The sequence below is a fragment of the Variovorax sp. J22G73 genome, assembly GCF_030317035.1.
Taxonomy (GTDB): domain Bacteria; phylum Pseudomonadota; class Gammaproteobacteria; order Burkholderiales; family Burkholderiaceae_C; genus Variovorax.
Genome location: NZ_JASZYK010000002.1, coordinates 673,282 through 693,895 on the forward strand (window position 1 = coordinate 673,282; position 20,614 = coordinate 693,895).

22 protein-coding genes are annotated in these 20,614 nt (G+C 66.5%); 3 read left to right on the top strand and 19 right to left on the bottom strand.

What is annotated here, in order from left to right; all coding sequences use genetic code 11:
- Nucleotides 1-31: 31 nt before the first annotated feature.
- The gene (locus tag QTI51_RS11195; protein ID WP_116907307.1) at nt 32-742 is read right to left on the bottom strand and encodes an ABC transporter ATP-binding protein; all 711 of its coding nucleotides are present in this window, start codon (nt 740-742) and stop codon (nt 32-34) included.
- 36 nt (nt 743-778) lie between these two features.
- Here QTI51_RS11195 and QTI51_RS11200 point away from each other — a divergent pair, with 36 nt between their 5' ends.
- On the top strand, nt 779-1,435 hold the full coding sequence (locus QTI51_RS11200; RefSeq protein WP_207786606.1) for an arylesterase: 657 nt from the start codon (nt 779-781) through the stop codon (nt 1,433-1,435).
- A gap of 57 nt (nt 1,436-1,492) precedes the next feature.
- Here the strand turns inward: QTI51_RS11200 and QTI51_RS11205 are convergent, their stop codons facing one another.
- Together QTI51_RS11205 and QTI51_RS11210 are read right to left on the bottom strand one after the other, a co-directional pair.
- Complete coding sequence (locus tag QTI51_RS11205) at nt 1,493-1,696, bottom strand: hypothetical protein (protein ID WP_116907305.1); 204 nt, start codon at nt 1,694-1,696, stop codon at nt 1,493-1,495.
- Nucleotides 1,697-1,810: 114 nt separating this feature from the next.
- A complete protein-coding gene (locus QTI51_RS11210; protein ID WP_116907304.1) occupies nt 1,811-3,004 on the bottom strand; it encodes a PLP-dependent transferase in 1,194 nt (397 codons plus the stop codon).
- Between the two features lie 153 nt (nt 3,005-3,157).
- On the opposite strand from QTI51_RS11210, the gene QTI51_RS11215 reads away from it, so the two are divergent.
- Nucleotides 3,158-3,895, top strand: a complete 738-nt coding sequence (locus QTI51_RS11215) for a M48 family metallopeptidase (protein ID WP_503011495.1) — start codon at nt 3,158-3,160, stop codon at nt 3,893-3,895.
- Between the two features lie 117 nt (nt 3,896-4,012).
- On the top strand, nt 4,013-4,465 hold the full coding sequence (locus tag QTI51_RS11220) for a VOC family protein (RefSeq protein WP_116907302.1): 453 nt from the start codon (nt 4,013-4,015) through the stop codon (nt 4,463-4,465).
- An 18-nt stretch (nt 4,466-4,483) separates the two neighbouring features.
- On the opposite strand, the gene QTI51_RS11225 is transcribed toward QTI51_RS11220, so the two are convergent.
- The 16 genes from QTI51_RS11225 to rlmN form a co-directional block, all read right to left on the bottom strand.
- Complete coding sequence (locus tag QTI51_RS11225; protein WP_081269111.1) at nt 4,484-5,008, bottom strand: phosphoribosyltransferase; 525 nt, start codon at nt 5,006-5,008, stop codon at nt 4,484-4,486.
- 17 nt (nt 5,009-5,025) lie between these two features.
- The gene (locus QTI51_RS11230; RefSeq protein ID WP_116907301.1) at nt 5,026-6,357 is read right to left on the bottom strand and encodes an adenylosuccinate synthase; all 1,332 of its coding nucleotides are present in this window, start codon (nt 6,355-6,357) and stop codon (nt 5,026-5,028) included.
- A 23-nt stretch (nt 6,358-6,380) separates the two neighbouring features.
- Nucleotides 6,381-7,550, bottom strand: coding sequence for an ATP phosphoribosyltransferase regulatory subunit (locus tag QTI51_RS11235; RefSeq protein ID WP_116907300.1), 1,170 nt, complete (start codon nt 7,548-7,550; stop codon nt 6,381-6,383).
- A gap of 44 nt (nt 7,551-7,594) precedes the next feature.
- The gene (locus QTI51_RS11240; RefSeq protein ID WP_093237567.1) at nt 7,595-7,783 is read right to left on the bottom strand and encodes a DUF2065 domain-containing protein; all 189 of its coding nucleotides are present in this window, start codon (nt 7,781-7,783) and stop codon (nt 7,595-7,597) included.
- Nucleotides 7,784-7,796: 13 nt separating this feature from the next.
- Nucleotides 7,797-8,696, bottom strand: a complete 900-nt coding sequence (hflC, locus tag QTI51_RS11245; protein WP_116907299.1) for a protease modulator HflC — start codon at nt 8,694-8,696, stop codon at nt 7,797-7,799.
- Between the two features lie 20 nt (nt 8,697-8,716).
- Nucleotides 8,717-10,084: an FtsH protease activity modulator HflK gene (hflK, locus tag QTI51_RS11250; protein WP_116907298.1), complete on the bottom strand. Its 1,368-nt coding sequence runs from the start codon at nt 10,082-10,084 to the stop codon at nt 8,717-8,719.
- Nucleotides 10,085-10,158: 74 nt separating this feature from the next.
- Complete coding sequence (gene hflX / locus QTI51_RS11255) at nt 10,159-11,328, bottom strand: GTPase HflX (RefSeq protein WP_116907297.1); 1,170 nt, start codon at nt 11,326-11,328, stop codon at nt 10,159-10,161.
- Between the two features lie 55 nt (nt 11,329-11,383).
- Entirely contained in the window at nt 11,384-11,629 is a 246-nt protein-coding gene (hfq, locus tag QTI51_RS11260) for an RNA chaperone Hfq (RefSeq protein ID WP_056582504.1), read from the bottom strand.
- A gap of 172 nt (nt 11,630-11,801) precedes the next feature.
- Entirely contained in the window at nt 11,802-13,145 is a 1,344-nt protein-coding gene (gene der, locus QTI51_RS11265; RefSeq protein WP_116907296.1) for a ribosome biogenesis GTPase Der, read from the bottom strand.
- 54 nt (nt 13,146-13,199) lie between these two features.
- A complete protein-coding gene (gene bamB, locus QTI51_RS11270) occupies nt 13,200-14,342 on the bottom strand; it encodes an outer membrane protein assembly factor BamB (protein ID WP_286515837.1) in 1,143 nt (380 codons plus the stop codon).
- A 7-nt stretch (nt 14,343-14,349) separates the two neighbouring features.
- Nucleotides 14,350-15,042 carry a YfgM family protein gene (locus QTI51_RS11275; RefSeq protein WP_116907294.1) on the bottom strand — a complete coding sequence of 231 codons (693 nt, stop codon included), beginning with the start codon at nt 15,040-15,042 and terminating at the stop codon, nt 14,350-14,352.
- A gap of 6 nt (nt 15,043-15,048) precedes the next feature.
- Nucleotides 15,049-16,359, bottom strand: a complete 1,311-nt coding sequence (gene hisS / locus QTI51_RS11280) for a histidine--tRNA ligase (RefSeq protein ID WP_116907293.1) — start codon at nt 16,357-16,359, stop codon at nt 15,049-15,051.
- A gap of 16 nt (nt 16,360-16,375) precedes the next feature.
- Nucleotides 16,376-17,656: a flavodoxin-dependent (E)-4-hydroxy-3-methylbut-2-enyl-diphosphate synthase gene (gene ispG / locus QTI51_RS11285; RefSeq protein WP_116907292.1), complete on the bottom strand. Its 1,281-nt coding sequence runs from the start codon at nt 17,654-17,656 to the stop codon at nt 16,376-16,378.
- Nucleotides 17,653-18,603, bottom strand: a complete 951-nt coding sequence (locus QTI51_RS11290) for a RodZ domain-containing protein (protein WP_116907291.1) — start codon at nt 18,601-18,603, stop codon at nt 17,653-17,655. Before QTI51_RS11290 ends, ispG begins: the two co-directional genes overlap by 4 nt.
- Complete coding sequence (gene pilW, locus QTI51_RS11295) at nt 18,596-19,450, bottom strand: type IV pilus biogenesis/stability protein PilW (RefSeq protein ID WP_116907290.1); 855 nt, start codon at nt 19,448-19,450, stop codon at nt 18,596-18,598. Before pilW ends, QTI51_RS11290 begins: the two co-directional genes overlap by 8 nt.
- Nucleotides 19,451-19,454: 4 nt before the next feature.
- Nucleotides 19,455-20,603 (bottom strand): dual-specificity RNA methyltransferase RlmN, encoded by a 1,149-nt coding sequence (gene rlmN, locus QTI51_RS11300; RefSeq protein ID WP_116907289.1) that lies wholly within the window; start codon nt 20,601-20,603, stop codon nt 19,455-19,457.
- Between the last annotated feature and the right edge of the window lie 11 nt (nt 20,604-20,614).

The following is a 20,614-nucleotide window of genomic DNA, read 5'->3' on the forward strand; positions in this document are numbered from 1 at the left end:
CTGCTATTTATTTAATAGCTTATCGCGCTTGTCAGGCGGGCGCTACGGCAGCTTTTTCATTAATGGCGACGCGCCCGGCTTCGATGGTGATGCGCCTTTCGCACTGGTCCGCGATGCCGCGGTCGTGCGTGACCAGCACCAGCGTGGTGCCGAGTTCGCGGTTCAGGTCGAACATGAGCCGCATGACCTGTTCGCCGGTGGCGAAGTCGAGGCTGCCCGTGGGCTCGTCGGCCAGCAGCAGCGCCGGCTGCACGACGAAGGCGCGGGCCAGCGCCACGCGCTGCTGCTCGCCGCCCGACAGCACTTTCGGGTAATGGCCCAGGCGCTGGCCCAGGCCGACGCGGCCCAGCATCTCGGTGGCGGCCTTGCGCGCGTCTTTCCGGTTGGCGAGTTCGAGCGGGAGCATCACGTTTTCCAGCGCGCTCAGGTTGCCCAGCAACTGGAAGCTCTGGAACACGAAGCCCACGCGCTGGGCACGCACCGCGGCGCGCTCGTCCTCGTCGATGGCGAAGATGTCCTCGCCGGCGATGCGCACCGTCCCACGCGTGGGCGTGTCCAGGCCGGCGATGATCGACAGCAAGGTGCTCTTGCCGGAGCCCGAGGCGCCGACGATGGCGGCGGTTTCCCTCGCCCCGAGGGTGAAATCGATGTCCTGCAGAATGTCCAGCGTACCGGTCGAGTCGGTGACGGACTTGAAGACATGCTCGACGGCAACAATGGCAACAGACGGGGGTTGGGACATGGAAAGGCTTTGGTTTTGAATCGACGTGACTTTATCTTGACCACCGCCGCGCTCGGCAGCGCGGGGCTATGGACGACCGCGGCGCAGGCCCAGGCTTCGACTCCGACTTCAACTTCGGCAGGCCCGGCAGGCAAGCCGGTGATCCTGGTGCTCGGCGATTCGCTGAGCGCAGAGTACGGCCTGAAGCGTGGCGAAGGCTGGGTACCCTTGCTCGAAAAAAGGCTTGCGCAGCAGAAGGTCGCGGCCACCGTGGTCAACGCAAGCATCAGCGGCGACACCAGCTCCGGCGGACGCTCGCGTTTTCCGTCGCTGCTCGCACAGCACAAGCCCGGCTACGTGGTGGTCGAGCTGGGCGCCAACGACGCGCTGCGCGGGCTGCCGCTGTCGGACACCGAGGCCAACCTGCTGCAGATCACCAAGGCCGCGCAGGCCGCGGGCGCGAAGGTGCTGATCGTCGGCATCCAGGTGCCGCCCAACTACGGCGGCGACTACACGCGGCGCTTCGAGGCGGTGTTCTCGAAGGTGGCGAGCGCGACGAAGTCCGCGCTGGTGCCCTTCCTGCTCAAGGGCGTGGCCGACGCGCCCGATGCGATGTCGCTGTTCCAGGCCGACCGCATCCATCCCACGGCCGCGGCGCAGCCTCAGCTGCTGGACAACGTCTGGCCCGAACTGCGCAAGCTGCTGCCCAAATAAAAAACCGCCGCAGGCGCGAACCTGCGGCGGCTTCTTGGTCGGTAGGCCAGAAACGGATCAACCGTTCTTGGTGGGCAACTCGGGCACGGTGGGGGCATCGTGTTCGAGCGAGGCCACGTCGGTCTCCGGGTCTCCGGGAGCCAGCCCGTCGCTGCTCGGGGAGAGTTTGCGATGCGCCTTCTCGCGGAGCTTCTCTTCCTTTTTCTTCTTTTTTGCCAGCTCTTTCTGGCGCTTCTCGTAGCCGTAATTGGGTGTTGCCACTGCTTCTCCTTGGGCGAGGCAGTCAGGGTGACTGCGCGTGGCCTACTGTAAGCGATAACGGTGCAGTCTCAAGACGGTACCCAAAGCACCGCCCCGGGAGCCGGAAGCGATTTTTTACATACGCGCCAGCGCCTGCTGCAGATCGGCGCGCAGGTCGCCCACGTCCTCCAGGCCGATCGAAAAACGAACGAGCGTGCCCTTGTAGGGCCAGCGCGCCACGGTGGCATCGCGCATCAGCCCGATGTCGTAGGGCACCACGAGGCTGATGGGGCCGCCCCACGAGTAGCCCAGGCGAAACAGCTTCAGGCTGTCGCAGAAACGGTCGACCTGCTCGGTGCTGTAGCGCGCGTCGAACACCACCGAGAACAGGCCCGCGGCCAGGTCGGTCTCGCCGCACAGCGCGCGCCAGTGCACATGGCCCGGCGAGTCTTCGAGCGCGGGGTGCAGCACCTGCGCAATTTCCTCGCAGCCATTGAGCCAGCCGGCCAGCTCGCGCGCCGCGCGGTCGTGCGCGGCGTAGCGCAGCGAGATGCTCGGCAGCGAGCGCAGCAGCGTCTCGACGTCGCCCACGCCGATGCCGTAGCCCATGCGCATGTGCGTGAGCTTGAGCGCGCGGTGCAGCCGCTCATCGCGCGTGACCACGCTGCCCATCAGCACGTCGCCGCCGCCGCTGGGGTACTTGGTGAGCGCGTGCACCGAGATGTCCACGCCCTGCCCCGTGCCGTTGAAGTCGAAGGGGGCGAAGGCCAGGCCCGCGCCCCAGGTGTTGTCCAGCGCCGTCATCACGCCGCGCGCGCGGCACACATCCACCAGCGCCGGCAGGTCGGGAAACTCCATCGTCACCGAGCCCGCCGCCTCGACCCACACCAGCCGCGTGCGCTCCGACAGCTTGGCCGCGAGGTCGGCCGGGTTCATGGAGTCGTACATGCGGTGCGTGATGCCGAAGTTGGCCAGCTCGCCCGTGGCCAGCGCCTTGTTGGGGCCGTAGGCATTGTCGGGAATGAGCACCTCGTCGCCGGTCTTCAGGAAGGCGAAGGCCACCAGCGCGATGGCCGCGAGGCCGCTGGGCACCAGCAGGCATTCGGTGCCGCCTTCGAGCGTGGCCAGGCGCTCCTCGAGCGTGAAGGTGGTGGGTGTGCCGTGCAGGCCGTAGGTGTAGCCGGCCTTGGTCTTCCAGTCGCGCGCGCGCATGGCGGCCACGTCGGCGAAGAACACGGTCGACGCCTTGAACACGCCGGGCTGCGGCGCGGAAAAGGTGGCGGGCGGGGTGTAGGGGTGGTGGATCAGTTGCGTCGAAGGCTTGCTCATGTGCCGATGCTAGCGCGGCACAAGGAACCGAGCCCGAACGTGACTTTCTTTGCGCCCCTGCGAAGTGATGGAAGCGCGGTGCTTTTCATGGCCGCTAGAGTCGCCCTTCCAACAAAAAAGGGAGGATTTCCAATGCGTCATTTCTTGATTTCCATGACAGCCGCCGCGGCCTTGTGCGCGTGCGGCGGCGTGAAGAACATCGACTCCGCCGGCCTCACCGGCGCGGGCGGCAACGCCTTCAAGGCCATGTCGCTCACCGACAGCGATGTGCAGGCCTTGGCGAACCAGTCGTGCGCGGCCATCGATGCCAAGTCGAAGATCGCAGCACCCACCGATGCCTACGGCAAGCGCCTCGAACGCGTGCGCCAGGGGCTGCCCAACACCATCAACGGCCAACCGGCGAGCTACAACGTCTACCTCACCAAGGACGTGAATGCATGGGCCATGGGCAACGGCTGCATCCGCGTATACAGCGGCCTGATGGACCTGATGAACGACGACGAGTTGCGTGGCGTCATCGGCCATGAAATCGGCCATGTGGCGCTCGGCCACAGCAAGAAGGCCATGCAGACCGCGTACGCCGCATCGGCGGTGCGCGGACTGGCCGGTGCCAGCGGCAATGCGGCGGCAACAGCGCTTTCGTCGTCGCAGCTCGGTGACTTTGCCGAGAAGCTCGTCAACGCCCAGTTCTCGCAGTCGCAGGAAAGCGATGCCGACAACTACGCCTTCGACCTGCTGACGCAGCAGAAGCTCAAGCGCGAAGGCCTGGTCACCGCGTTCCAGCAACTGGGCAAGCTCAGCGGCGGCAGCAGCAACTCGATGCTTAGCTCGCACCCCGCTTCCGCGGACCGCGCGGCCCGGATGCAGAAACGCATCGATTCGGGCAAGTAACGGACGCAGGCCTCGCGCCCGATGCGGGGCGGCAATCAGGTCGCTCCTGGTTGCCGCCCCGCATTGTTTGCGTCATCCTCGGGCCCCGTTCCTCTTCGACAGCGAAAGGCGACCCTCATGGCGATCCACGAGTTGTTTCCGTACCTCTGCGTCCACGACGCGGGCGCAGCCATCGACTTTTATTGCAAGGTGTTCGAGGTGAAGGAGATCTTTCGCCTGACCGAGCCCAGCGGGCGCATCGGCCACGCGGAGCTGGACTTTCACAACGGCGCGATCCTGATGCTGTCGGACGAGTTTGCGGAGTACGACATCCGCAGCGCGAGGACGCTGGGCGGCACGGCGGTCACGCTGCACCTGCATGTGGACGATGCCGATGCGGTGGTGGCGCGCGCAGTGGCCGCCGGCGCCACGCTCGACATGGCACCGCAAGACCAGTTCTATGGGGAGCGCTCCGGCGTCTTTCGCGACCCCTTCGGCCATCGCTGGAACGTGGGGCACAGCATCGAGACGCTGACGCCGGAGGAAATGCAGCGGCGCTATACCGCCATGCTGCTCAACCCCGCCGGATGACCCGGCGGGAGTGCGTCGTCAGACCGACCACTTCTCGATGAGCTTCTCGGCGCCCATCGAGTCATAGCCTTCGAAAGGCTGGTGGATCCACGGGTTGGTGGCCAGAAACTCGACCTGGTAGTCGGGCGTGAAGGTCGACAGCGCCTTGGTCCAGATCACGGCGCTGCGCAGCTCGGTGATGGGCGGGTAGTTGTTGCGCAGCATGTCCATCACGGCATGCAGCGTGTGGCCCGAATCGGCCAGGTCGTCCACCAGCAGCACGCGTCCGGCGATCTCGCCCTTGGGGGTGGTGATGAAGCGCGCGATGTCGAGGTGGCCCTGCACCGTGCCTGCGTCGGCGCGGTACGAGCTGGTCGACATGATGGCCAGCGGCTTGTCGAAGATGCGCGAGAGCACGTCGCCGGGGCGCATGCCGCCACGTGCCAGGCACAGGATGGTGTCGAACTGCCAGCCCGACTGGTGCACCTTGATCGCGAGCTTCTCGATCAGGTTGTGGTACTCGTCGTAGCTGACGTAGAGATGTTTGCCGTCTTCGGTCAACATGGGTGTGGGGTTCCTCTTCAGTCGGCCAGGTAGGGGTGGCGCATCATGATCGTGTGATCGCGGTCGGGGCTGGTCGACACCATGTGGATCGGCACGCCGGTGACTTGCTCGATGCGCTGCAGGTACAGGCGCGCGTTGACGGGCAGCTTGTCGTATTGCGTGACACCGACGGTGCTCTCGGTCCAGCCTTCGAGGGTTTCGTAGATCGGCGTGCAACGCTCGATCTCGTCCGCGCCCATCGGCAGGATGTCGGTGATTTCGCCGTCCAGCTCGTAGCCGGTGCACAGTTCGAGCTTCTCGAGGCCGTCGAGCACGTCGAGCTTGGTGATGCACAGGCCCGACAGGCCGTTGACCTGCGCCGAGCGCTTGAGCAGCGCCGCGTCGAACCAGCCGCAACGGCGGCTGCGGCCGGTGGTCACGCCCTTTTCGGCGCCCACGGTGCTCATGTGGTAACCCGCGGTGCCGGGCGTGGCCCAGTCGAGCTCGGTGGGGAACGGACCGCCGCCCACGCGGGTGCAGTAGGCCTTCGTGATGCCCAGGATGTAGTGCAGCATGCCCGGGCCCACACCCGAACCGGCGGCGGCATTGCCGGCCACGCAGTTGCTGGAGGTCACGTACGGGTAGGTGCCGTGGTCCACGTCGAGCAGCGTGCCCTGCGCGCCTTCAAACAGCAGGTTGGCGCCGTTCTTGTGGGCGTCGTTCAGCTCGCGCGACACGTCGGCCATCATGGGCTTGAGCAGTTCGGCGTGCTTCATGGCTTCGTCGAACACTTCGTCGAAGTCGATGGCCGGAGCGCTCAGCACCTGCGTCAGCACGTGGTTGTGCAGGTCGAGCAGCACGCGCAGCTTGGCCGCGAAACGCTCGGGGTGCTTCAGGTCCTGCACGCGCAGTGCGCGGCGCGCGATCTTGTCTTCGTAGGCCGGGCCGATGCCGCGGCCGGTGGTGCCGATCTTCTCGATGCCACCCTTTTCGCGATAAGCCTCGCGGGCGATGTCCAGCGCGGCGTGGAACGGCAGGATCAGCGGGCAGGCCTCGCTGATGCGCAGGCGCGAACGCACCTCGACGCCGGCCTTTTCCAGCCCTTCGATTTCCTCGAAGAGCTTGGCGGCGGACAGCACCACGCCGTTACCGATGTAGCACTTGACGCCGGGGCGCATGATGCCGCTCGGGATCAGGTGCAACGCGGTTTTCACACCGTTGATGACCAGCGTGTGGCCCGCGTTGTGGCCGCCCTGGAAACGGACCACGCCCTGGGCGCTCTCCGTCAGCCAGTCGACCAGCTTGCCTTTGCCTTCGTCGCCCCATTGGGTACCGACGACGACCACGTTTCTTCCGGTGGTTACGCTCATGCTCGTTCCATTACTTCAAAAATTCAGATCGCTCGGACATTCCACTGGCCCGCTTGCTCGACGAGCTCGCGGTCGCAGTGGAATTCATCGATTTCGCTGCCGTGGCCCGGCAGCACGCAGACTACCGTTTCGCCGGCCTTGCGCAATTGGGCAATCGCCTGACGCAGGCCTGCCGCGTCGCTCCATGGCGCGCGAATGGCCGCGCGCAGCGGCCGCGCCGGCAGCACGCCGACCAGCTCGCGCACGTCGAGGCTGAAGCCGACGGCCGGGCGGTTGCGACCGAACACGGCGCCCACCTCGTCGTAGCGGCCGCCGCGCACCAGCGAGTCGGCCGCGCCGGGCACATAGATGCCGAAGCGCATGCCGCTGTAGTACGCGTAGCCGCGCAAGTCGGCCAGGTCGAAACTGATCTCGCGGCCCTTCACGCCTTCGACGCCTTGCAGGCCGGCGGCGAGTTGCTTCAGGTCGGCCAGTGCGGCGGCCACGGCCGGCGTGCCCTTCAAGGCCTTGGCGGCCTCGTCGAGCACCGACGCGTCGCCGTACAGCTGGACCAGCGCGCGCAGGCCGTCACGGGCCGCGGCGGGGAAATTCTTGGTAAGCGAATCGAGTTCGCTCGCGTCCTTGGCGGCCAGTGCGGCGTGCACGCGGGCCAGGCCGGCGGGGTCGATGGGCACGCCTTCGAACAGCGCACGCACGATGCGGGCATCGGCCAGGTCGACGATCACGCCCTCTTCCAGGCCAGCGGCCTGCAGGCAGTCGAGCGCAAGCAGCAGGGTCTCGGTGTCGGCCTCGAGGCCGGCATGGCCATAGATTTCGGCGCCGAACTGCAGCGGCTCGCGGGTCGCATGCGGCCGGTCGGGCCGGGTGTGGAGCACCGGACCGCAGTAGCACAGGCGGGCCACGCCGTCGCGGTTCAGCAGGTGGGCGTCGATGCGCGCCACCTGGGGGGTGGTGTCGGCGCGAAGGCCCATGCTGCGGCCGGAGAGCTGGTCGACAAGCTTGAAGGTTTGAAGGTCGAGCGCCTCGCCGGTGCCCGAAAGCAGCGACTCGAGATGCTCGAGCAGCGGCGGCATCACCAGCTCGTAGCCATAGCCACGGGCGGTATCGAGCAGCTGGCGTCGAAGTTCTTCGATGTGGCGCGCCTCGGAAGGCAGCACATCGGCAATGTGATCCGGGAGGACCCAGGCGGACATGGGGATCGGGGGCGTGGTTAAACCGGGATTCTACCGGGACCGCGCTACCCCAAGACCCAGAGCAGTGCCAAACCCAGCAGGATGCTGCAAAGTCCAAAGAAACGAAGCTGGCCGTCGCGCAGCTGCATGAGCTGCCCGAAGCCGCGCCGCCACCCTCCTGGCGAGACGAAAGGCAGGATGCCTTCGATCACCAGGACGAGCGCCAGCGCGCTCCAGAAAGTGTCGGCGCTCACGGCTCCTGGCGAATCAGCGGCGAGGTGCGCTGGCGCCCGATCCCGAGCCTTGCATGGCGCGGAAGAAGTCCGACGACGGGTCGAGCACCATCACGTCGCTCTTCTTGTTGAAGCTCTGCTTGTAGGCGTCGAGGCTGCGGTAGAACTGCGCGAACTGCGGGTCGCGGCCGAACGCGTCGGCATAGGCCGCTGCGGCCTGCGCATCGCCCTCGCCCTTGATCTTCTGCGCATCGCGGTAGGCATTCGCCACGATCACTTCGCGCTGGCGATCAGCGTCGGCTCGGATCTTTTCGCCTTCGGCCGTACCGGTGGAGCGCAGCTCGTTGGCCACGCGCTTGCGCTCGGCTTCCATGCGGCGATAGACCGATTCGGTGATGGCTTCCACATAGTCCACACGCGTGATGCGCACGTCGACCACGTCCACGCCCCAGGGCTTGGCGCCCTTTACCACGGCGAGCACTTCACGCTGCACGTCGGCCATCAGGGCCTCGCGGCGCACCGAGATCAGGTCGCGCACGGTGCGCTTGTTGATGTTTTCCTGGAACGCATTGCGCACCACGCGGTTCAACTGCATGGCGCCCGCGTTCTCGTCGAGGCCGACGTTGCGGATGTAGGCCTGCGGATCGCTGATGCGCCAGCGCACGTACCAGTCGATCACCACGCGCTGCTTTTCGGCGGTCAGCATGGGTTCGGTGTCGAGGCTGGACAGCGTCAGCAGACGCTTGTCGATGTACGACACGTTCTGGAACGGCGGCGGCAGCTTGAAGTTCAGGCCTGGCTCGGTGATGACCTGCTTGATCTGGCCGAGGGCGTACACCACGCCGAACTGGCGCTGGTCGACCACGAAGAGGGTCGAGCTCAGCAGCACGAGCAAGACGAGGATCGACGAGGCGATGAGTCCGATTCTGTTCATGTTCTTCTAGTCCTTGTTCTTCAGCGCACGTCGCGGTCGCGCGAGCGGCCGTCGCGGGCACGCACGTCACCGGTCACGGGGGCCACGGGAATCACCGAGGACTGGGCCGGCGCGGTGCCGGCGACGTTCGGGCTGGCCGCATCGACCGGCGTGGCCGCTGCGCTGTTGCCGCCCATCTGCATGAGCTTGTCGAGCGGCAGGTACAGCAGGTTGGATCCCTGCTTGCTGTCGACCAGCACCTTCGTGGTGCTGGCGTAGATCTGCTGCATGGCGTCGGTGTACATGCGGTCGCGCGTCACCTGCGGGGCCTTCTGGTACTCGGCGAGCACGGCGCTGAAGCGGCCTGCATCACCTTGTGCCTGCGCCACGATCCGCGCCTTGTACGCCTCGGACTCTTCCTTCAGGCGCGAAGAGGTACCGGTGGCCAGGGGCACCACGTTGTTGGCGTAGGCCTGGGCTTCGTTCTTGGCGCGCTCGCGCTCCTGGCCGGCCTTGAGCACGTCGTCGAACGCGGCCTGCACCTGCTCGGGCGGACGCACACCGCCCTGCTGCAGGTTGATGCCGACCACTTCGACACCGACCTTGTAGCGGTCCAGGATGGTCTGCATCAGCGTGCGCACGCGCGGTGCGATCTGGTCGCGCTCTTCGGCGAGCGCGGCGTCCATCTTCATCTTGCCGACCACTTCGCGCACGGCGGTTTCAGCCACCTGCACGACGGTTTCGGCAGGTGCCTTGCTCTCGTAGAGCCAGGCGCGCGCATCGCTCAGGCGGTACTGCACGGCGAACTTGATCTCGACGATGTTCTCGTCTTCGGTCAGCATGGCCGATTCGCGCAGGCCGGTGGAGCGCACGATAGCGTCGCGGCCGACGTCGGTGGAGCGGATCTGCGTGGTCACCACCACTTCGTGGCGCTGGATCGGGTAAGGCAGGCGCCAGTTGAAGCCCGCGTTCACGGTCGACTTGTAGCGGCCGAACTGCGTGACCACGGCCTGCTGGCCTTCGTTCACGATGAAGAAGCCGGTGCCGAGCCAGATCAGGATCGCCACGGCAGCCACCAGGCCGAGGCCGAATCCTGCGTTTTTCATGTCGGGTTTGTAGCCATTGCCGCCACCGCCGCTGCTCCCACCGTTGGGGCGGTTGCCGCCGCCCTTGCCGCCGAAGAATCCACCGAGCTTGCGATTGAGGTCGCGCCAGAGTTCGTCGAGGTCGGGGGGGCCTTGGTTGGGGCCTTGTCCGCGGGGACGGTTGTCGTTGTTGTTGTTGCCCGAAGGCGGCGGGGTCGGGGCGCCTGGAGGATTGGCATCGGGGGGCCGATTGCCGGCCGGGCGATCACCGTTGGAGGACGGCTCGTCGCCGCGACCCCATCGGCCATCGTTCAGATTGAACATGCCCAGAAACCCTCTCCACGCTGGCTTTGAATTCATTCGCTTCGTTCTCTTGTCAGTGGCGGGATTGTGCCCAATCAATCGGCGGAATCGTGCAATTCAGCGTCCGCCTCAGGGGTCATCGTATCGGCTACGGAGCCCGACTGCCGGGCGAGTTCGGCGCGCAGCAGCGGCACGCCCTCCCCGCTCTTGGCGCTGAGGAAGATGCGAGGAACCTGCACGCCGTCGATTTCCATCTCGTCCTGCAGATGCAGCGGATGCTGCGCGCTTTCAAGGGCGTCGAGCTTGTTGAATACAAGAAGCTGCGGAACCGCGTCCGCCCCGATGTCCCGCAGCACCGACTGCACCTCGGCCATCTGCTCGGGGTAGTGGGGGTTGGAAGCATCGATCACATGCAGCAGCAGGTCGGCATCGACCGCCTCCTGCAGCGTCGCCTTGAAGGCGTCGACCAGCCCGTGAGGCAGGTCGCGGATGAAGCCCACCGTGTCGGAAATGGACACCTGGCGCCGCGCGTCGCCCAGGTAGAGGTTGCGCGTGGTGGTGTCGAGCGTGGCGAACAGCTGGTCGGCCGCATAGGCGCGGGCCTTCACCAACGCATTGAACAACGACGACTTGCCCGCGTTGGTGTAGCCCACCAGCGAGATGTTGAAGGTCTCGCGGCGCTCGCGCTGGCGGCGCTGCGTGCCGCGCTGCTTCTGCACCTTGGCGAGGCGCTCGCGCGTGCGCTTGATCGACTCGTTGATCATGCGGCGGTCGAGCTCGATCTGCTTTTCGCCCGGGCCGCCGCGCACACCCGCACCACCGGTCTGGCGCTCCAGGTGGGACCACCGGCGAACGAGGCGTGTGCTGAGGTACTGCAGGCGGGCAAGCTCTACCTGCAACTTGCCTTCGTGCGAACGCGCGCGTTGGGCGAAGATTTCGAGGATGAGGAAAGTGCGGTCGTAGACGGCAACATCGAGCTGTCGCTCGAGGTTGCGCTGCTGCGCGGGGCTCAGGGACTGGTCGAAGATGACTTCGCTGGCCCTGTGCAGGGCGGCCAGCTCTTTGATTTCTTCGGCCTTGCCGCTGCCAACGAACAATGCAGCGTCGGGGGCCTTGCGCTTGCACGCGAGACGGGCGACAGGCGTGAGGCCCGCGGTCTGCGCGAGCAGGCCGAGTTCCTCGAGTTCGCTGTCGAAATGGGGCAGCCCGAAATCGACGCCGACGAGAACGGCGGCGCCTTCCTGGCGGGGGATCAGTTCAGACAAGCGGGATCAGAATTGGGAAAAAGCGCGGCAGCCGGGGCCACCGCGCTCCGCGCGATCAGGCAGCGGCGTCGTCGTTCTCGTTGGCCGAGAAGTTGACGGCACGACCCGGCACGATGGTGGAAATGGCGTGCTTGTAGACCATTTGTGTCACCGTGTTGCGAAGCAACACGACGTACTGGTCAAAAGACTCGATCTGGCCTTGCAGCTTGATACCGTTCACCAAATAAATGGAAACCGGCACATGCTCGCGACGCAAAGTGTTCAGAAACGGGTCTTGCAGAAGTTGCCCTTTATTGCTCACGATATTCTCCGTGTTCAAGAGTAGTTGTTGGAGAGATGACCTTAACACAGGGTTTCCGCGCTGCAGCAACCGAGGCGTAAAGCCTTGAGAAAATAACGTCTCTCAAAAGGCGGAACTTCCATGACAGCAGCAAGTCATTGGCCGCCATCAGCAGCCAAGACCCGCAGCGCGGTCAATCGTCCTTGTCGGCGAACGGATTCGCGGAGCTCTTGAACTGGATGCGCAGCGGCGTGCCCACCAGGTCGAACTCCTTGCGGAAGCGCCCTTCGAGGAAGCGCTTGTACGCCTCGGTCACATGTTCGAGCGAATTGCCGTGGATCACGATCACCGGCGGGTTCATGCCCCCCTGGTGCGCGTAGCGCAGCTTGGGACGGTACATGCCGCCGCGCTTGGGCGCCTGGAACTGCACCGCCTCCAGCAGCAGCCGGGTCAGCACCGGTGTCGACATCTTGCGGGTGGCCGACTTGTGGGCCTGCGCAATCGCCTGCCACACCGGACCCAGGCCCTGGCGCTTGATGGCCGAGATGAAATGCAGCGCCGCGAACTTCAGGAACGGCAACCGTGTCTCGATCTGCCGCTGGATCTGCTCGCGCTGGTAGCTGTCGACCGCGTCCCACTTGTTGATGGCGATCACCACGGCGCGTCCGCTTTCGAGGATATAGCCCGCGATGTGCGCGTCCTGGTCGGTCACGCCTTGCGTGGCATCCAGCAGCAGCAGCACGACGTTGGCCGATTCGATGGCCTGCAGCGTCTTGACCACCGAGAACTTCTCGATGGCTTCGAACACCTTGCCCTTGCGGCGCAGGCCGGCCGTGTCGATCAGCTCGAAGCGTTGACCGTTGCGCTCGAACGGCACCGAAATGGCGTCGCGCGTGGTCCCTGGCATGTCGAAGGCCACCAGGCGCTCTTCGCCCAGCCAGGTGTTGATCAGCGTCGACTTGCCCACGTTGGGCCGGCCGGCGACGGCCAGCTTGATGGGCTTGTTGACGTCGTCTTCGTCGGCGTCGTCTTCCGGGTCGACCAGGTTCAGCGGCGCGAGCGCCAGTTCGACCAGGTCACGCATGCCCTGCCCGTGCGCCGCCGACACGCCGTAGACGTCGCCGAAACCGAGTTCGTAAAAGTCCACGAGCTTGGTGCCGTCGTGCATGCCCTCGGCCTTGTTGGCCGCCAGCACGCAGGGCTTGCCCAGGCGGCGAAGTTCGTTGGCGATGTCGTGGTCCTGCGCGGAGAGGCCTTCGCGGGCATCGACCACGAAGATCACCACATCGGCCTCGGCCACGGCCTGCCGCGTCTGCTTGGCCATTTCCTTGTAGATGCCGCTGCCGGCGTCGGGCTCGAAGCCACCGGTGTCGATGACGATGAACTCGTGCTTGCCAAGGCGACCATTGCCGTAGTGGCGGTCGCGCGTAAGGCCGGCGAAGTCGGCGACGATGGCGTCGCGCGTCTGCGTCAGGCGGTTGAAGAGGGTCGACTTGCCAACATTGGGCCGCCCGACCAGGGCCACGACCGGCTTCATGGCCGGCCTTTCGATGGCGCGGTTTTCATGATCGGGCCTTGCAAAAAGTAAAAGTTATTCAGGGCGATAGCCAAACACGCCACCCTTGGCAGTCACGACCACGACCGTATTGCCGGTCAGCACCGGCGTGACGGTGATGGCGGAGCCATCGGGCGTGACGCGGTTGAGCAGCGCACCGTCTTCGCGCGACACGAAATGCAGCGTGCCGGTGCCTTCGCCGATGATCAGCGAGCGCCCCACGGCCAGCGGCGCAGTCAGCACGCGGTTCTTCAGGCGCGACATCTGCCACGCGCGTTCGCCGTCCGCACGGCGCCATGCCACGACGCTGCCGTCGGATTCGGTGCCGTACACGAAGCGCTCGTCGCCGCTCACGCCGTCGGCGCCAGAAGCCGGCTTGCTCCACACCAGCGAACCGCGCACGGTCTCGACGCAGCCCACGCTGGCGTAATACGCCCGTGCGCAGACCGTGTCACCATAGCGGCTCACGCTGCCGGTCAGGTCGACCAGGCGCTCGACGTCGTTGGTGCCGCGGGGCGCCGCGATGGGCGACTCCCAGCGTGAGGTGCCGTTGGCCGGATTGATGCCGACCAGGCGCCCACCGATGCCGGCGACCAGCGTGTCGCCCACGGCGATCAGCACGCCCGACTTGCGCAGCACGAGGTTTTCACCCGTGCGTTGCTGGATCCAGAGGCGGCGGCCGCTCTGCCCGTCCCAGGCGCTCAGGCTGCGGTCGGCGGTTTGCACGAACACGCGGCGGCCTGCCACCAGCGGTGCCGTGAAGGCCTGGGCCGTGAGCTTCTGTTTCCACAGCACCTTACCGTTCTCGAGCGCGACCAGTTCGTTGTTGGCGGTGACGACCGCGGCCAGCGTGCCGTCGCTGCCGACACCAGCGGCCAGCGGCGCGCCGACGCTGGCACGCCAGGTCTCGCGGCCCGCACGGGCGTCGATGGCGACCACCGTTCCGTCGCTGCCAGCCACGGTGACGATGTCGCCGCTGACGTCGGTCGTCAGCGGAAACTTCACCTCAGGAATGCGCACGGTCCAGGCCTGGCGAACGCCCACCAGGGCCGGGTTCGCCGGGAGCTCTTCGGGCTTGGGCTTGGCGCTGCCCGAACAGGCGGCGAGGAAGGCAACCAAAACAAGGGCTGATCCCGCACGCATGGCGGTCGATTCAGGCATGAAAAGCTTGAAATTCATGATGCGGTCAGGGAGTTTTGGGGGCTGCGGGGGTAACGGTGACGACGGGCGCCAGGCTCTTCGGGTCGACGCCGACCGCGTTGAGCTTGATCTCGACCAGGCGGCGATAGTCGGAGGTGGCGCCCAGACCGGTCCAGGCCTTGCGGTATTCGGTTTGCGCCTCGGCGCGCTTGCCCTGCGCCAGGTAGATATCGCCCTTGCGGTCGGCCACCAGCGGCTCGAATTCCTTGGGCACGCTGCCGTCGAGCTGCTTGAGCGCATCGTCGTACGACTTGCTGTCGAGCAGTTCGGCTGCAAGGCGCAGCTTGGCGATGGCCTGGTAGCCCGGGTCGACGGCGCTTTGCGCCACCCACGTGAGCGCGGCGCGCGAGCCTTCGGTGTTGCCCTTCTCGTACAGCGTCTTGGCGACCAGCAGGCCGGCCTGTTGCGCGTAGGCGGTGGAGGCGAAGCGTTCCTTCATGTCGCCCAGCACGCGCTGGATGCGCTCGACGTCGCCGGACTGCGTGCTGCGCTCGACCTCGTCGTAAAGGGCTGCGGCCTGCGTTGCCTTGCTGCGCTGGTAGTACTGCCAGCCGTTCCAGGCCACGAAGGCGCCGGCGACGAGCAGCACGGCCCAGGTGATCAGGGTGCCGTAGGTGTTCCAGAAATGCTTGAGCTGGTCGAGCTGTTCCTGTTCTTCGAGGTCGAGATGGGTTGCCATGCGCTGTCAGGTGTTGGGAGCCGGCGATTGTAGGGTGACGGCCCAGGCGGCCACTTCTGCGAGAGGCCGTGCGGTCTGCGGGACGCTTGCGTCGCGCAACGCCTTCAGAGTCACTTCGCCGCGCGCAAGTTCATCGGCGCCGAAGATCAGCGCGTGGGTGGCACCGCTGGCGTCGGCCTTCTTCATCTGCGACTTGAAGCTGGCGAGGCCTTCGGCGGTGGCGCCGTGCATCTGCACGCGCACACCGGCTTCGCGCAACTGCTGCAGCGTGCGCAGCACGACGGGCATCGAGGCGGCGTCGGGCACGATGGCGTAGGCATCGGGCACCGGCGTCGGCACGTTGGCGCCTTGCTCCTTGAGCAGGTCGAGCACGCGCTCCACGCCCATCGCCCATCCCACGGCAGGCGCGGGCTTGCCGCCGATCTGCACGATCAGGTCGTCGTAGCGGCCGCCGGCGCACACAGTGCCTTGCGCGCCGAGGCGGTCGGTGACGAACTCGAACACCGAGAGGTTGTAGTAATCGAGCCCGCGCACCAGGCGCGGGTTGATGGTGAACGCGATGTCGTTCTCCTTCAGGATGGCCTGCAGCCCCTCGAAGTGCGCGAGCGACTCGGCACCGAGAAAGTCGATCAGCTTCGGGGCCGACTCGACCACGTCCTTCATGGCCGGGTTCTTCGTGTCGAGGATGCGCAGCGGGTTGCTGTGCAGGCGGCGCTTGCCGTCCTCGTCGAGCTTGTCGGCGTGCTGCTCGAAGTGGGCGATCAGCTGCGCGCGATGCTGCGCACGCTCGGCAGGCTGGCCCAAGCTGTTGAGCTCGAGGCGCACATCGGTCAGGCCGATCGCCTTCCAGAGCGCGCTGGCCAGCAGGATCAGCTCGGCATCCACATCCGGGCCAGCGAAGCCCAGGGCCTCGGCGCCGATCTGGTGGAACTGCCGATAGCGCCCGCGCTGCGGCTTCTCGCGGCGGAACATCGGGCCCGTGTACCAGAGGCGCTTGGGGCCGTCGTAGAGCATGTTGTGCTCGATCACCGCGCGCACCAGGCCGGCGGTGTTCTCGGGCCGCATCGCCAGGTGCTCGGACTGGCCGTGCTTGTCGGAGCGGTCTTCGAAGGCGTACATCTCCTTCTCGACGATGTCCGTCACCTCGCCGATGCCGCGCACGAACAGCGCGGTGTGCTCCAGGATGGGCGTGCGCACGTTGCGGTATGCAAAGCGCCCCATCAGGTCGCGCACGGTGGCCTCGAGCCACTCCCAGCGCGCCGATTCGGGCGGCAATATGTCGTTCATGCCTTTGACGGCATTCAATTTGTCAGCCATGGATCCTGCGGAGGTGTCAGGCCGCGACAGCGTGTTCGCCGCCGAAGCGCTTTTCGATGTAGGTTTCGACGAGTTGATGGAACTCGTTGGCGATATTGTCGCCGCGCAGCGTGAGGGCCTTTTCGCCGTCGATGAAGACCGGCGCGGCAGGCGCCTCGCCGGTGCCGGGCAGGCTGATGCCGATGTCCGCGTGCTTGCTCTCGCCGGGGCCGTTGACGATGCAGCCCATGACGGCGACCTTCAGCGTCTCCACGCCCGGGTACTTCTTGCGCCAGACCGGCATCTGCAGGCGCAGGTAGTCGTCGATCTGCTTGGCCAGCTCCTGGAACGTGGTGCTGGTGGTGCGGCCACAGCCCGGGCAGGCCGTGACGCTGGGCACGAACACGCGCAGGCCGAGGGCCTGCAGGATTTCGTTGGCAATGAGCACTTCCTGCGTGCGCGACTCGCCCGGCTGCGGCGTGAGCGACACGCGAATGGTGTCGCCGATGCCTTCCTGCAGCAGGATCGACAGCGCCGTGGCCGAAGCCACCGTGCCCTTGGTGCCCATGCCGGCCTCGGTCAGGCCCAGGTGCAGCGGGTTGTCGCAGCGGCGGGCCAGTTCGCGGTAGACCGAAATCAGGTCCTGCACGCCGCTGACCTTGCACGACAGGATCACCTGGTTGCCGGCCATGCCCATCGACTCGGCCAGCTTGGCGGACTCGATGGCCGAGGTGATCAGCGCCTCGTACATCACCTGCTTGGCGTCCCACGGCTGGGCGCGCTGGCTGTTGGTGTCCATCAGGCTGGCGAGCAGTTCCTGGTCGAGGCTGCCCCAGTTCACGCCGATGCGCACCGGCTTGTTCCAGCGCATGGCGGCGTCGATCATCTGGCCGAACTGCTTGTCCTTCTTGTCGCCCTTGCCCACGTTGCCGGGGTTGATGCGGTACTTGCTCAGCGCCTCGGCGCAGGCCGGATAGTCGGTGAGCAGGCGGTGGCCGTTGTAGTGAAAGTCGCCGATCAGCGGCACGTCGATGCCCATGCGGTCGAGCTGCTCGCGGATGTACGGCACCTGCGCCGCGGCTTCGGGCGTGTTGACGGTGATGCGGACCATCTCGGAGCCGGCGATGGCCAGCTCCTTCACCTGGATCGCCGTGCCGATGGCGTCGACGGTGTCGGTGTTGGTCATGGACTGCACGCGCACAGGAGCGTCGCCGCCCACCGTGACCACGCGCGGGCCCCAGGCCACGCTGGCCTGGCGCGAGCGGCGCGCCTTGGGGGCAGCCGCTTCAATGGGAACAGGCAGGCACTCGTCGGTCATGACTTCACCTCGAAACGCGCCACGCCACCGTTCTTGGTGACGGGCTTCAAATCGTAAGGCTGGCCGCGCACCTGAACATCGACGCTCGATGCGCGACCGACCACCACCGACAACGGCAGCGTGCCCGACAGGCCGAGCGTCTCGCCTGCCTTCAAGCTGCGGCGCAGCAGCTGCTTGCCGCCGGCCTCGGTCACCGTGACCCAGCATTCTTCACGTGCCACGAAAACAAGTTGCTGGCCGCTGCTTTCGGCAGCCGCCATGGGCGCGGACGCTGCGGCGGCCGGCGTCATGGCCACAGGGGCCGCGGCCGATGGCGACTGCACCGCCGGCCCGCTGGGCGCCACGGCCTGCACGGGAGCGGTTTCGGCGGTCACGCCGCCAGCAGGCGCCGTGCCGGTCGCAGATGCGTCGGTGCCAGAGCCCGCGTCGGAACCGCTGTGCGCGGTGAGCCTGGAGACGGAAGCGCCGATCTGGTCGAACACCGACTGGGGCAGCCAGAACAGCGCGCCCGCGCCGATGAGCAGCAACACCACCACCGTGAGCAAGGCACGCGACGGCAGTCCGCTCGAACGGTTGCTGCTGCCGCTCCAGCGCGGCGTGCCCGATGAGATGCGCGAGTTGAGCGTGCGGTCGGACTCGGCCAGCGACACCTTCTGCGTGGTGGGCAGCTTGGCCAGCACCGGCGCCGGGTCGATGCGCAATGCGCGGCAGACACTGCTGGCCAGCGCGCGTGCGAACACCGGATCGGGCAGCGACGCGATGTCGTCCGCCTCGAGCGCCAGCAGTTTCTGCGGCGGCACCTTGAGCGCGGCGGCCACCATTTCGATGTGCAGGCCATGGGCCTCGCGCGCCTCGCGAAGCAGGTCGCCGGCCGTCTTGTGCGTGATGTCGCCTTCTTCGAGTGCCTGTGCCACAGAAGTGCCGAACTCCGAAACCCGATCAGTCATTGAGATTCCCGCGCTCGTACGCCGTTGCCTCCCGCGACTGGGGGAAGCGTCGTTGCAATTGACCACCCAACTGCGCGGCGGCTTCGCGGTTGTTGAGCTTTCGTTCGATCTTGATGCCGAGCGCGAGCGTCTCGGCGCTGGCCGACGCGCTGTTGTTCACGCGGCGAATGTAGAACTGCGCGCGCGACCACTCTTCGCGCTGCGCCAGCAGCGAGGCCAGGTTGAAGCCGACCACCGGGTTGCTGGCATCGATTTCGTAGGCCTGCATCAGGCTGCGCTCGGCCTGCACGCGCTGGCCGGCCTTGAGCTCGCACACGCCCTGCGTCATCAGCGTCTTGGCGCGGTCGGGGTAGCTGGGCACGGCAAGCGCCTCGTTGAACTGCGCCGCGGCGTCGCCGTAGCGGTTCTGCTGGCACAGGAGCCAGCCGTAGTTGTGGCGCGCATTGGCGTCGCGCGGGTTGATGGCGATGGCGCGACGGAAGCTGTCTTCCGCCAGCGCGGCGTCGTCCAGCCGCATGTAGACCAGGCCGCGCAGGTTGTAGGCGTCGGCGTTGTTGGGGTCGGCGGCGAGCGCCTGCTTGATCTCGTCGAGCGCCACGGTGGTCTGGCCCTGCTCGAAATAGCCCGAGGCCAACTCCATGCGCAGGCGCGCACGGCGCTGGCGCGAGCTTTCGTCGGACTCGGTCACGATCTCCACGCCCTTGCCCGAGCTGCTGTCGGCCAGGCTGGTCGTGGTGGTGCGCGTGTTCACGCAGCCTGAGAGCAGAAACGCCACGGCGACGCCGGCAAAGCTCGCGGCAAGCAGCCGCGGCGCGCTCACGGTCGTCATCGAAAAGGCCATGCTCATGGGGTCAGTGCTCCTGGGGAACGGTCTTGCGAGTCGGATGCAAAACGATGGGGCGCTCGGCCGCACGGCGCTGGGCCATGCGCTCGGCGGCGCGGGTGCGGTCCTTGACGTCGCCGGCCAACTGTCCGCAGGCGGCGTCGATGTCGTCGCCGCGCGTCTTGCGCACCGTGGTCACCAGCCCGGCTTCGCTCAGCATCTTCGCGAACGCCAGCACGCGCGGTTGCGGCGAGCGCAGCAGGCCGGAGGCCGGGAACGGGTTGAACGGAATCAGGTTGAACTTGCACGACACGTCGTGCTTGCGCACGAGCTCGATCAGCTGGCGCGCGTGCTCGGGCTGGTCGTTCACGCCGTCGAGCATGCAGTACTCGAAGGTGATGAAGTCGCGCGGCGCGTGCACCAGGTAGCGCTTGCAGGCTTCGAGCAGCTCGACAATGGGGTACTTGCGGTTGAGCGGCACCAGGTCGTCGCGCAGCGCGTCGTTGGGTGCGTGCAGCGACACGGCCATGGCCACGGCGCAATCGGTGCCCAGGCGGTCGATCATCGGCACCACGCCGGAGGTCGACACCGTCACGCGGCGGCGCGACAGCCCGTAGGCGTTGTCGTCGAGCATGGTGCGCAGTGCGGGCACCAGCGCCGAGTAGTTCTGCAGCGGCTCGCCCATGCCCATCATCACCACGTTGGAGATGACGCGCTCGCTGCGCTTGAGGTGCTTGCGAAGGAAGTGCTCGGCAAACCACAGCTGGGCGATGATTTCGCCCGTGCTGAGGTTGCGGCTGAAGCCCTGATGCCCGGTCGAGCAAAAGCGGCAACCGACCGCACAGCCGGCTTGGGACGACACGCACAGGGTGCCGCGGTCGTCCTCGGGAATGAATACGGCTTCGACGGCATTGCCGTCGCCGACGTCGAACAGCCACTTGATCGTGCCGTCCTTGGATTCGTGCTGCGTGACGACCGGCAGGGCCTCCACGCGCGCGGTGGTCGCGAGCTTTTCTCGCAGCGACTTCGCCAGATCGGTCATCTGGGTGAAATCGCTCGCGCCACGCTGGTGGATCCAGCGATACAACTGCGTGGCGCGGAATTTTTTCTCGCCGAGTTTTTCGCAGAACGCAGCCAACCCCTCGAGATCGAAGTCGAGCAGATTGACTGTGGTCATGGAATCGGTCG